We start from the raw sequence: 12146 nt of genomic DNA on the forward strand, positions 1-12146 counted from the left end.
TGGTTTTTTTTAGTTTTGAACGCCGCCTAACTCTTTGAAATTCCGCCCCGTCCCCCCGTTAGCCGCCGCAAAACAACCCCCCGCCCCATTGCGGCCAAAAAAACGGGCCCAACGTGGTCCGGGCTTTCAAATGACAGGCTTACGTTCTCACAACGCTGTTTTCAGCGACCATGATGCTCGAAGAGCTTACGCCTGCCCGGGAGGACCGGAGTGGATGTGGTTCTTGTCTCCCCAACCATTGCCCGGGCGTGATCCGCCCGATTGGGCAATCGCCTTGGAGTTCAAGCTCGTGCCGAGCAAAAGCGTCACAGCCGGCGGCGTAACTGCCGCAAAGCGCCCCGCCTTCTTGAGAAAGTCGCGGCGTGCCTGAGCTTCCGAGACCAGGTTCTCCTGAGTCCGTTCTGAGCTTTTTGTGCTTTCAGTTGACATGTCAAACCTCTCCACAACCGTCTCAAATTTACAGATCGAGCTTATGCTTTGTGACCCGGGGGCACTAGTTCTCCAAAAGGCTTAGATTTTGGTGCGAGGGTTGAAAAGCGTACGAGCAATGCGACGTAAGAAGTCCGACGGCCCACGTCGCACCAAGCCGTAGCCGCGTGAAAATCGCCATGTCCCCCACATCAAATTGCCGGCCAAGCGCAGCGGCGCTCCGACGACGGGGTGGGTCGCCGTGAAGATGCGTCTCCAGTGCTGGATACGGACCATCCGGCGTTGTGCACACTTTGCCGGGATTCTGGTTCCAAAGAAATGATGCATGGCCAGGAGCTGGGTGTCGAGCGCATTACGGGCGGTTCCATCCGACATGGATTGCTGCAGTGACGTCCAATCCACGTCATCGCTTTCCGCCAATCGTGCCAGATCATGAAGGTGCCTGAGATCTATCCTTCCGCGCCAGTAATCTCCCTCCTTGAGAAGGTCGTGCACCATCCAGTGCATGGCGCGGGACTGAGCGGTAGGAATTTTCACCCGAAGGCCGCCTCGCTGAACAAGCTTGGGGGGGTGACAGCCGTTCGCTCGGCTCGAGCGGAGCTCCAGCATTCCGGCGTCCTGCTGGCGGGCCATGCCTCGAGCGCCCGCCACATCGACGTAGCCAAGCTCTTCAAGACAGGCTCTGGCGACCATCTCCTGGCGCGGATTCACAGCTAGATCAAGGTCACTCGTCATCCTGCTGGGAATCCGGCCGGCCGGTGAAAGGAACAAGGGAATGGCACCCTTGAGCAGGAGCGGAACGATATCGCTGCCGTTGAGGGCCGCAACGGCTTCACGCAATTGGGAACGCAAGCGCAGGTTCCGTTCCCGATTGCAGTCGTGAACGAACCGAAGATACTCACGCACGTCCTGCGGGAGCTGTTGGATTTGTCCGGCGCGCGCGAGGGAGGAAAACAAATCGGGTGTGAGCAGAGTGTGATTTGCCAAAGCAATCACGGCCTGCCAGTCGGCCCTGTCAGTCGGACTGCCGCGAAGTCCGGCGATCAACGCCTCAAGCGCGTTGCCCCTGCTCATCATCGGCATGCCTGCGATATAAGTTGTACCGCATCATCAAGCTTCGAATAGTTCAGGCAATAGGTTTCCGCCGATCCGATGAGTTGGGTCAGAACTTCGAATGCGGTGCCACTCAGCTTTCCGCCGGGTGCAAGCGCGCCGTTGAGAAGGCCGCGCAGTGCGTTGGCAGGATCGACCGGCTCCAGGCAAGCCTTCGAACCGTGGCCTCGACGCAGCAGGATCACACTGCCGATGGGCAGGGGAGAAAGAGCCAAGGACACTGACGCCTTGGGCACGGCAAACCGCACACGCCTACGGTCGGGCCGGCGGCAGACTGGAGCATCGTCGAGATCGGCGCAGTATTCGGCCAGAAGCGGCCATGCCCCCGCCTTGACCGCGCAGGCAAACGGCAGGCCAACGCCATGCCCCCTGGAGTCCAGCAGAGTGACATCATCAGCGGCAAAGCCGAATCCTGCATGGACCAATGCCAAAGTCAGTGTTGTCTTGCCCGCGCCCGGATTGCCGCAAAGAAGGACCATACGTCCATTGCTGAAAAGGCCCGCCGCATGGAGAGCAAGTTCATAGACGCCGTGATCGAGGACCTCGTTCAGCAATTGCCCTTTCAGCGTGACGGCTAGTTCGTCGGGGGGGCAGGACAGAATCCAATTGCCATCCCGGAACAGATGGATCCGTCCACCGTGCTCAACTACCTCGAGTAGAACGTCCGCAGCCACACTTCGAACCTCAAGATGCCGAAATACGGTGATTGCGGGGAATGCGTAGGCTGCTGGATAGACGATCCGAATGTTGAGGCCCGCAACGGCAACCACCTGGCTCACGAGTTCCTGAGCGGCTGACGGAGACACAGGCACGCGGGGCCGTATCAGGCTAAGCCGCTGCCAGTCCGCGAGCGCCGCCTCGACATGCCTGTTTGCCTCAAGCCTTTCAACGCCCCTGCGCATCATCTCGACCGAAATGGCTTGCGGTGCCATGCCTTCTTCCAGACAGCGCCAGATGTCGGCAGCAGTGTCGTTGATGGCGAAAATGGCCTGATTTGTCGGGCTGAACAGGACGTTTCTTTCCCTGACGCGTACCAACCGTCCTTGGATTACAAACGTCGCAGAACTGTGATCGGCGAGGCGCGGTGTCGCAGTTCTGTCAATGGCCTCGTGCTGATTCATCGCGGTGACGGTCCAAGCTGTTATGGCAAGGCGGGTGTGGTCGATGGGCGAGCGACATGCATTATCGTCACCGAGGGCTGCGATTTCTCACAGCACTTCGTCGGAAAACCTAGCCACATTCTGATGCGCTGCGATCCACTGGAGGTGCGCCCTGCTCCAGTAGCTCCTGGCGCCGGCGCCGGTCAGCACTCTGAAACCAGACGGCGGCAGCGGCAACGCGGAGGGTATTGGCGCGTCGGGCAGCCACAGCAACACATTGTCGCGACTTTCAATCGTCAGCCGCCATGTTCTTTCCAGGCGACGGAATCCACGCATGTTAGCCGCAGCCAACGCAAAAACCGATTCCGTAATCCGCAACCTGGGTGACTGGTCGACAGCTTTGATCGGCGCCTGATGTGTGATTTCGCCCTTGGAGAGAAAGGCGTGCATACGAATGAGGGATCTGTCGATCCGCACGGTTTGGCCTGTTCCGTCCCGTTCGTTTGATGCAGGATCCAGGCTGATCCCTGAGAAACATCCGTCGAACAGGCAGTCTTCAACGATGCCGCTGAGGAGATAGTCGTTCTCCACCGCATCATCCCTGATTTCGCTGAGCCAGCAGCCTTTTAGCCGAAAGCCGTCGGCGTGCTCTGCGAAACGAATGCCATCCCAGCAGCGACGCGCACGGATACCCTCTATTGTCGCGTCGGTGGTTCCGTCCCTGACAAGCAGGGCGGCGCTGTTGCAATAGGTGTCGCGCCAATCAGACGTTAGCGGCACCTGACCATCGAAGCGCCCTCCGATAAGGCGAACGCCGGGGCAGTTGCGGATGACGAGGGGATAGCGATTGACGGGCAACGGCCCCTCGTCGCATCCGGTCGTCGCGCTGGGATCGCTATTTCTGCTGTTGGCAACCGTGAAGGAAGCATTTCGAGCGTCGATTGTTGCCCCCGGCTCGAGGTTCTTAATCGATTGCTGTTCGAATCCATAGGCACCTGCCAGGACGAATTCCTTGCCTTTCGGCGCCTGTTCCTCTTGCGCTGAGCCCGAGCCCGGCAACAGGGCGATCAGGGGATACAGGCCGGCGACGCCCATGAATGATCGGCGGTTCATTGTAGTGCTCATTGACCTGCCGGATCGCCCAGCCGACGTCGTTCGAGACAGGCCAAAAGCACCGCCTCCAGAACCCTTTCGGCGACATCTTCGGGCGATGCCAACCTTTCCACGTCGACCGCCGCCAGCACGCCGACGTGATCTTCCGTGTCCATTCCCCTCTCAAGATCGGCCGCAATCTCGCGGCAAGCACAATCCGCAGCCGACCAGAGATGACCGCCGCAATCAGGAGATGCCCTTTGCATCCGCGAGGACCGATCGCCCCTTTTTAGAAGTCGATTTCGTGCTAGGCCGATCTCGCCGCGCAGATGGACAAAAACCATGTCATGCACGCCAATGGCGAACAAGATGTCAAGCCACCTCTCCGAAGTTGCCCGATGCTTAGCTTTAAGCGATATTGAGAGGAACCCCTGCAGCAGCCCCTGATCCATAATAGTGATAGTATTCTTTCCCTGTCTCTCGGTTTGGATATAAGCAACCAAAACGGAAAGGTTCCAAATAACCCTGATTGCATCGACAAATGACGATTGGCCACTCTCGATGACAAAACGTGCAATTCGGGCGAGCAACGAGCGAAACTGACGGTCCTTGAATCTCGGGGCAACAATACCGATCCTGTGGATCTGGCGGTCGATGAACGTTCTTGTCCCCCACGCTATTCTCACATCGCCTGCCAGCGGGCCGCACCGTCGCAAGTCGTTCGCCAACAGGGTGGAAGCGGTTGTCTTTCCGATCCCAGGGAGACCAAAGAATTCGACGAATCGAATGTCTGTTTGAGGCGCGCTTGCTTCAAGGCTTGGCGGCAAGCCTAGCGCCAGCTCGCTAGTTGTGTGCGGAATCATTGGGTTCGGTTGGTGAGGTTGGTTCTAGGAAGACAAAGGGACATGGCGGAAGCTCAATGTTGAAAGAGCTGAGTCCCAATTCTCGCGTACAGCTTTGGGCTCTCACCAAGCCCGCTCTGCATTGATCGTTGCCTGCCACGGTAGAAGATGAGCAAAGCCAAGGGCAGCCAGAAGAAGGGCGCTGTTGATGGGCCGAAAGAATCGCTCATCTGGTTTGCGGCGATGTAGTTGAAAACGGAAACCGATGTTCCGAGCACCATCACATTAATTTCCGTCGAGTGGTCCCCCCTGTCCTTATCAAACAATGTACTGAGGACAGCGCTGACAACATATGTCACGACCACGAGTACCATCACTGACATCAACCCGACGCCGGGCACCCCCAGTGTTCTAAAGGCGTCGATGAACAGGTTGTGGCTATGGGGAGCAATATCGCCCACCCACTGCCCTGCGCCGACCCCCATAAACGGATGCGATAGGCCGAGGTCTATCGATATAGACCACAGCCGCTGCCGCGAGATGACCGAATGTGCCTCGCCTCCGGACAATTGGAGGGCGAGCAGATTGTAAGCCCGTGGATTGAGGTACTGCAATGCCACCAGGCTCGCTTCCAGCAATATCGGAGCCGTAACCATACCCGCGATTACTGCTATCGGGCTCTGCTTTCTTCTAACCAGATAGAAGCTGTATATTCCGAAGAACGCTCCGAGGCCTGCAACGCCGAGAACGAAATTTGTCTTTGAACCCGATTTCACCAAACCCAGGAGCACCGCAACGAGGCAGCCCAAGAGGAGAACACGGTGGCTGCGGGATGAGACCAGCTTCGCGGCGACAAGCGGCAGAGCAGCCGACAAGGCGATCCCGAGTTGGTTAGAGTGCTTGAAATAGCCTTCAGCGCGATCGGCAAATCTGGCATCGCCCAGCCCGATTGCGACTAGACAGGATGTTGCAACACTCATGATGATCATCGCCATCACTATCCTATCGATTGCCACGAGGCCCTTTGGTCTGGTGGAAATCGCTGCGACTGCTGGAATAATCGCGAAACCGAACACCTGCGCAAAAACCGCGCGCATCGTCCTGATCGGACTGTCGGCGTAAAGCATCGACAGTAGGGACAGAACCATGATGAAAGCAGATATGGCCAGCACCGCAGTCGCCAGTGCCGCTTCGGTCCGATGGAGGCGTCTTGCTGTTTCAGCATAGGCACCGACGCTTACCAGGGCGCAGAACAGAGCAAGCAGGAAGGAAAGTGAGCCATCCGTTCCGGCAATCCGCGTGGCGCCAGGGAACCAGATGGACACGATCAGCAAAAGAACGGATACCTGCAGCATAGATGGGATGTCACACCGAACGCGTGATCTAGGAATTTCGTGCCGACGCAACTCTGCCCTGATGCGCAACGTACAGCGCCTTGTTGGCAAGCTGCCGCACGGCAGGTGAATCTCCGCATACCTATTTTCACGAGCAGCCTAGGCTCAGCGGATGGACATGGAAATGTGCGAAAAGGGGTCATTGGGACAGGGTGCACTACGCCTTTTGTGCAAAGCGGCTGAGGTGCAGCGATTTCCCACAACTTGATCGACAGTCGGCCAGTCAGTGCAGCCGGATTGGGTGTTGGTACGGATTCGCAGATGTGGGAGACTCAGGTACGGCACTTTGAGTCTTCTGAGTCTTCCACACCGTAGGAGATCGCCGTGCTTTGGGGCCTTGTCGCAGTCGGCTTGATCGGCATTTTGCTGGGATTTCGTTTTCGAGCGGCTGCGCTCATCATCATGACGGCGGTGACCGTCGTGATCGGCGTCGTTGCAGGCGGCATCGGCAGTTTGTTTGACTGGGGCCGCCTGGTTTCAATCCTGCTTCTCGTAATCGTTCTGCAGTGCGCCTATTTGATCGGCCTCGTCCTTGGCGTCATCTGGCGCCGTGACATGTCACGCGAGCAATGACGATCCTCGGCTGCATTTTTCGCGCCCCGGCGCCGGAGCTGTTCGCCGTTGTTTTCGCCGCCAGGACACGCCGGCGTCTTTGCGGCAACGACATGCATGAGAGCAAGAATTTGCGGTGCGCTTTACTTAAGACGCATGGTCGAATTTCATCACGGCGAAGACAGTCCGGATGAGAATAACGACATCGGCCCACAGCGACCATTCCCGCACATAGCGGCTGTCGATGGAGACACGACTGGGATAATCCATCGCGTCTCTGCCGTTTACCTGCCACAGGCCGGTTAGCCCCGGTCGGGTTTTTAGATAATCGATCGCACAGGAGCCGTAACGTTGCAGTTCGTCGGGAACGACCGGACGAGGGCCGACACAACTCATCTCGCCACGCAGCACGTTAATGAGCTGAGGCAGCTCATCCAGGCTCGATTTCCTGAGGATATGCCCCAGGAATGTGATGCGCGGGTCGTTTTTGATTTTCCAATTCTGCTCCCACTCCTTGGCGGCTTCGGGATTGCTCGCGAGATAGTCGGCCAGCACCCGCTCCGAGTTCGCCACCATGGTCCTGAATTTATAGCAGGCGAAGCGCTTGCCATTGAATCCGACCCTGGTGTGGGAGAACACCGCCGGTCCCCCATCAGTCAACAATATCAAAAGGGCAACCGCCAGCATGACCGGGGCGGCAAGGACAAGTGCGATCGATGCGACAGCCATGTCCATGATCCTTTTGGGCCGGCCTCCAAGCGGACGGAGGTTTTGGCCGATCCGGGTGCTGGGCCTGCGGCGCTTTATGTCAAATGCGCTGATTGTCACGGGTCTCACCAAGAAACGCGGTTGGTGTTGCTGCCCAACTTCACAGCGGCTTGGGATTCTTGGCAAGAGAAGCAAAGGAGGTAGCGGCGTACCCGGTGCTCGTTACTCCTAAGCCTGACCCGCGCGTCGATGGCGTGGTGTCTATAAGCCTTCTGATCAAACGGCGTATCACCTAGCATCCGTTTGCTGCGGTAGCAGTCCGGGCAGGTCGGCTGTATTGCCAAAGTCTGCATTGGACCTGGCTCAGCCACCAGGAGATCAGGGTCCCAACCGAATCCAGGCCGTCACGCTCGTGGAGATACAGGAACCACGTTTGATAAATGCGCAAGGCGCAAAGGCGTCCGTCAAAGCAATGCAGGAAATACACGTGCATCACGCCGAGACAAGATCCCCCTGGGCGGTTTGTCAGCTTAACGGACATTCCAGGCTTACAGTTCAGGCTTATTTGACAGTGGAGCGCGCAACGTGGTGTCCAGCTTGATGCCTTTACCGCGTGATCTTGCCGCGGCGTCGTTTTCTCGTGATATTCGCGAGATCGAGCTTGCCGAAGTACTTGCCATTGTGCGCAAGCAAATTGCCTTGCTTGATCTTGATCTCTCCGGCCTCACCGTGGTCGTTGGCGCTACGACAGGATACCAAGCGGTGACTGCCACAGCGGCGGCGCTCGCCAATGCCAGCCGTGTCGTTGCGCTCGCCCGCATAACCTCCAGACATCCGAGCCTGGCCGCCATCGCAGATGCGACCTTGGCATTTGCCAAACACGCTAAAGTCTCCGAACGCATTGAAGTGACGAACCGCATCGGCAGCCGCAAATGGCAGGACGTCGACCTCGTCACCAGTTGTCCCCAGGTCGGACCGATTTCGAGATCTCTCATTGAACTCTTGCCCTCACATGCGGTGATTTCGCTGATGGCTGAACCATGGGAGCTTCGGCCGGGCTTTGTGGACTTCGACGCCTGTGAAGAGGCCGGCATCAAAGTCGCGGCTCCCAATCTCAACCACCCAGCCATAGACCTGCTGCCGGAATTCGCGCGGTTATGCTGCATCTTGCTCAGCGATGCTGGTGTCGATCAACGAGCCGCGAGGCTCGCCATCGTCTGCGACACGCCCTGTGCACCATCCCTTGAGCAGGCGCTACGCGCGGGCGGGGCGAGAGTAAGTGTTTTTTCGCATCCCATGCTCCTGACCGACGGCACATGGGATGTGATCGTGGTCGCGATGAGGCCGTCCGACAAACCTTCAATGGACATTAACAGCCTGGGCCGTATTGCCCGGAACTCTCGCCAAGCGCTCCTGGTGCAGTTCAGCGGCGGCATCGATCGCTCTGCCGCGAGCTATTTTGGCCTCAGGGTCTGGCCACCGAAGCGGCTCACCCGTGGTCAGCTAGGCCTTCCACTTGACGTACTCGGATCGGCTCCAATCGTCCGCAGACTGACGGGAGGGCTGAAGGCTGCCGAAGCAGCATATCGTGGCGTAGAGCTTGGACGGGACAGCATTGGATTTCTCGTGACGGCGGGGTCCGCAACGGTTGGTGCCTAAGCACACGCCCAGCGTGCCGTTCGCGACAAGGCACGGACGGCAGCATCGATCTTCGGAACTTGCCAGAATGGCGAACCCGTGGTCCCGCCCTTAACGCGCTCGGCGGTTTATATTGCCAAGCCGGCCAGGCAAAGACCGATCGGGCAGCCTTCACAGCAACATTTGTCTAAGCTTGTACGCTACCTCCGTGCGGTTTGTAGCCTTGAGTTTTTTCATGATATTTCGGATGTGGACCTTGACGGTGCTCTCGCAGAGGTTGAGCTCGTAAGCAATTATCTTGTTCGCCTTGCCTGTCCTGAGCGCCTCCACAACCGCCGCCTCGCGTGTGGTGAACATGCCGGTGAGCGGACGGGCCCCGTTTGTGGTCGAGTGGATGATCTCTCGAAGAGCCAGCACGCAGCTGGCGGGGACAAAGATCCCTCCGGCACGAGCGAGACCGATAGCCTCGGCCGCTACCTTCACCTTCACGCTTGTAGGGATGTAGCCTCGGGCGCCGCATTCGAGAGCAGCGAGAACCTCCACCGGCTCGTCGGAATCCACCACGACGATTACGGGTACGGTGCCAAACTCGGAAATGAAGTGCGAAAGTTCCGCCCGAACGCTCTGGTCCGTGACCTTTCTGGCGCCGAGAATTACGAGGATCGCGGACGGTTGCGCTTCCCCGGCAATGTGCTGGATTTCGTCGAGCGATCCGACCGCGCTAACCCGCCAAGTGGGATTGTGTTCGATGAGGCCGCGCGCAAGGCATTCACGTTCGAGTGCCCGCTTGTCGACAATCATGACCAAGCCTTCGCTTGGGCCTCCTTCATCGAGATCGGACCCGCTAAGACCATTCGCGTCCGGCAGATGCCCATTGTGTATCGGTCTTGTTGCGTCGTTCCAAAAATCGGAAATTTGGGGGTGTCCCATCGCCTTACTTCTCCTCTCCGTCGCTCCCTTTTTGTTTTGCCCCCTCTCGCAAAATTCGGCAGAAGCGTGACCTGTACGCTCGTTCATCATGTGTCAGGTTGCGTAGTTGTTGACTGACGATTGGATTCAAGGAGTAGGGCATACGCCGCCCCAACGCACGGACGTATGGCTTCCTCGCTCCATGGAGGTAACCCAACCTGGAAGGCATACTACGATGCTGTGGAAAAGGCGCATTAATCCTGGTTAACAATTTGGTAATTATATCTCAGGTAGCTAATATACCTAACCGTATTACAACCTGTAATTGTATTTCGCCACGAGACACCAATAACGCGAATTCAAGATCGTCCGAACTGGGACCGCCGGTTGACCAGTTCTGCCTCGACCACCAGCGAGCTCACCGGCTTATCGGCTATCGGTGACCCCCGAATTGTGGCTCTCGTACTCCGTTCGTATGCTTTGCGCGTGTTCGGCGTGAGCGCATATAGTCCCCAGCCCCCGGCGCCGTTTCTCACAAACTGCCCGTCGGTTAGGCCCGGTGTCCTAGCCCCATCCCAACAACGGGTGCCGGGCCGCTCCATCAGAACGCCTCGTTGACTAAAGGCCCGCCACCCCATTTGCGAGGCGACGAGCCCTCGCCCCAGCCCACACATCTATCAAAGCAATTGCGGTGCCAGACGTACTGACCCGTAACGGGTCACATTTGGCCCAGCGGCGGACGAGCTTCCACATCGGAGCTCGCGGCAACGATAGTGGGATTTCATGGACGCGCGCCCAAGCGTATAACGATCCAGCAGTCTTCTCACCTGACCTTGCGGAAGCGTAGATCGCGAGAAGACAGCCGGTGAATAGGGTTGGAGACGGCCATGTCCATCAGACGCCAGATCGGATCGCCCGGCAAAGTGCGGGCCCGCCTTTCGAATTGCATCGCGGCCGACTGCCGTGGATGAGGGTCGCCGGACGGCAATTCTTAACCTGTCCTTTTCCAGTGCGAGGAACGTCCGCGATTATCTGGCGGCGCAGGAAAAGAAGTCGCTGCTGCGCTTCCTGACCTGCGGTTCGGTCGATGACGGCAAGTCGACGCTGATCGGGCGCCTGCTTTCCGACACCAAGCAGATTTTCGAGGACCAGCTCGCCGCGCTCGAACGCGATTCGCGCAAGCACGGCACGACCGGCGACGACATCGACTTCGCGCTGCTGGTCGACGGTCTCGAGGCCGAGCGTGAGCAAGGCATCACCATCGACGTCGCCTACCGCTTCTTCGCCACGTCGAAGCGCAAGTTCATCGTCGCCGACACGCCCGGTCACGAGCAATACACGCGCAACATGGCGACCGGCGCCTCGACCGCCGACCTGGCGATCGTGCTGATCGATGCGCGGCAAGGGGTGCTGCGCCAGACCAGGCGCCATTCGATCATCGCCTCGCTGCTCGGCATCCGCCACATCGTGCTGGCCGTCAACAAGATCGATCTGGTCGGGTTCGACCAGGCGGTGTTCGAGCGGATCGTTGAAGACTACCGGCAATTCTCGCGCGATCTCGGCTTCCAGACCATCGTGCCGATCCCGATGTCGGCTCGGTATGGCGACAATGTCAGCCGCCGCTCGGACGCCATGGAGTGGCATTCCGGGCCGACGCTGATCGAGCATCTCGAAACCGTGTCGGTCGATGCAGCGGTGGTCGACCTGCCGTTCCGCTTTCCGGTCCAGTATGTCAATCGCCCCAATCTCGACTTTCGCGGTTTTGCCGGCACGATCGCCTCCGGCTCGGTCGCGTCAGGCGACGAGATCGTTGTCGCCAAGTCCGGCAAGTCTTCGCGCGTCAAGCGGATCGTCTCGCATGGCGGCGACCTCGCCCAGGCGGCTGCCGGCCAGGCCGTCACGCTGGTTCTTGACGACGAGGTCGAGATCTCGCGCGGCAACATGCTGGTTTCGCCGGCCGCACGGCCGCAGGTCGCCGACCAGTTCGCCGCCAACATCGTCTGGTTCGACGAGCATGCGCTGCTACCCGGCCGCTCCTACATCCTGCGCACCGAGACCGACCAGACCAGCGCCACCGTCACCGACCTGAAATACCGGATCAACGTCAACGACTTTGCCCATGAGGCGGCCAAGTCGCTCGAAATGAACGAAGTCGGCATCTGCAACATCTCGACGCGGACGCCGATCGCCTTCGATCCCTTCGCCGAGAACCGCACCACCGGCGCCTTCATCCTGATCGATCGCATCTCGAATGCCACCGTCGGCGCCGGCATGATCCTGCACACGCTGCGCCGCGCCGAAAACATCCACTGGCAATCGCTCGACGTCGGCAAGCGTGTGCGCGCCGACATGAAGAACCAGCGGCCCGC

11 protein-coding genes are annotated in these 12146 nt (G+C 58.8%); 3 read left to right on the forward strand and 8 right to left on the reverse strand.

All coding sequences use genetic code 11. The annotated features are described in order from the left end of the window. Positions 1-186 precede the first annotated feature (186 nt). From NKH57_RS32165 to NKH57_RS32190, 6 genes are all read right to left on the reverse strand, one after another. Complete coding sequence (locus tag NKH57_RS32165) at positions 187-429, reverse strand: hypothetical protein (RefSeq protein ID WP_084025041.1); 243 nt, start codon at positions 427-429, stop codon at positions 187-189. A gap of 81 nt (positions 430-510) precedes the next feature. Then, on the reverse strand, positions 511-1503 hold the full coding sequence (locus tag NKH57_RS32170) for a nucleotidyltransferase family protein (protein ID WP_352606509.1): 993 nt from the start codon (positions 1501-1503) through the stop codon (positions 511-513). After that, positions 1503-2663: a PqqD family peptide modification chaperone gene (locus tag NKH57_RS32175; RefSeq protein ID WP_352950312.1), complete on the reverse strand. Its 1161-nt coding sequence runs from the start codon at positions 2661-2663 to the stop codon at positions 1503-1505. The genes NKH57_RS32170 and NKH57_RS32175 overlap by 1 nt, the downstream gene beginning before the upstream one ends. An 87-nt stretch (positions 2664-2750) precedes the next feature. Then, positions 2751-3755 carry a hypothetical protein gene (locus NKH57_RS32180; protein ID WP_352950314.1) on the reverse strand — a complete coding sequence of 335 codons (1005 nt, stop codon included), beginning with the start codon at positions 3753-3755 and terminating at the stop codon, positions 2751-2753. 8 nt (positions 3756-3763) lie between these two features. Continuing rightward, positions 3764-4561, reverse strand: coding sequence for a hypothetical protein (locus NKH57_RS32185; RefSeq protein ID WP_352950316.1), 798 nt, complete (start codon positions 4559-4561; stop codon positions 3764-3766). Positions 4562-4650: 89 nt separating this feature from the next. Beyond that, positions 4651-5931: an O-antigen ligase family protein gene (locus NKH57_RS32190; RefSeq protein WP_352950318.1), complete on the reverse strand. Its 1281-nt coding sequence runs from the start codon at positions 5929-5931 to the stop codon at positions 4651-4653. A 390-nt stretch (positions 5932-6321) separates the two neighbouring features. Between NKH57_RS32190 and NKH57_RS32195 the strand changes: the two genes are divergently transcribed. Beyond that, positions 6322-6543 carry a hypothetical protein gene (locus tag NKH57_RS32195; RefSeq protein WP_352606499.1) on the forward strand — a complete coding sequence of 74 codons (222 nt, stop codon included), beginning with the start codon at positions 6322-6324 and terminating at the stop codon, positions 6541-6543. 126 nt (positions 6544-6669) lie between these two features. On the opposite strand, the gene NKH57_RS32200 is transcribed toward NKH57_RS32195, so the two are convergent. Then, positions 6670-7257, reverse strand: coding sequence for a sugar transferase (locus NKH57_RS32200; protein WP_352606497.1), 588 nt, complete (start codon positions 7255-7257; stop codon positions 6670-6672). Positions 7258-7818: 561 nt separating this feature from the next. Here NKH57_RS32200 and NKH57_RS32205 point away from each other — a divergent pair. Then, positions 7819-8889, forward strand: a complete 1071-nt coding sequence (locus NKH57_RS32205; RefSeq protein ID WP_352950320.1) for a hypothetical protein — start codon at positions 7819-7821, stop codon at positions 8887-8889. A 150-nt stretch (positions 8890-9039) separates the two neighbouring features. Here NKH57_RS32205 and NKH57_RS32210 read toward each other — a convergent pair whose 3' ends face one another. Next, on the reverse strand, positions 9040-9669 hold the full coding sequence (locus tag NKH57_RS32210) for a LuxR C-terminal-related transcriptional regulator (protein WP_352950322.1): 630 nt from the start codon (positions 9667-9669) through the stop codon (positions 9040-9042). A gap of 1095 nt (positions 9670-10764) precedes the next feature. On the opposite strand from NKH57_RS32210, the gene cysN reads away from it, so the two are divergent. Then, positions 10765-12146 (forward strand): sulfate adenylyltransferase subunit CysN (cysN, locus tag NKH57_RS32215; protein ID WP_352950324.1); only part of this gene is annotated, 1382 nt, incomplete at its 3' end.

The organism is Mesorhizobium sp. M1050, from assembly GCF_040318715.1.
In the GTDB taxonomy this organism is placed as follows: Bacteria; Pseudomonadota; Alphaproteobacteria; order Rhizobiales; family Rhizobiaceae; genus Mesorhizobium.

Excerpts from the sequence above, each read along its gene's own strand:
- NKH57_RS32165 (WP_084025041.1), bottom strand. The coding sequence starts at position 429 with ATGTCAACTGAAAGCACAAAAAGCTCAGAACGGACTCAGGAGAACCTG.
- NKH57_RS32170 (WP_352606509.1), bottom strand. The coding sequence starts at position 1,503 with ATGAGCAGGGGCAACGCGCTTGAGGCGTTGATCGCCGGACTTCGCGGC.
- NKH57_RS32175 (WP_352950312.1), bottom strand. The coding sequence starts at position 2,663 with ATGAATCAGCACGAGGCCATTGACAGAACTGCGACACCGCGCCTCGCC.
- NKH57_RS32180 (WP_352950314.1), bottom strand. The coding sequence starts at position 3,755 with ATGAACCGCCGATCATTCATGGGCGTCGCCGGCCTGTATCCCCTGATC.
- NKH57_RS32190 (WP_352950318.1), bottom strand. The coding sequence starts at position 5,931 with ATGCTGCAGGTATCCGTTCTTTTGCTGATCGTGTCCATCTGGTTCCCT.
- NKH57_RS32200 (WP_352606497.1), bottom strand. The coding sequence starts at position 7,257 with ATGGACATGGCTGTCGCATCGATCGCACTTGTCCTTGCCGCCCCGGTC.
- NKH57_RS32210 (WP_352950322.1), bottom strand. The coding sequence starts at position 9,669 with ATGATTGTCGACAAGCGGGCACTCGAACGTGAATGCCTTGCGCGCGGC.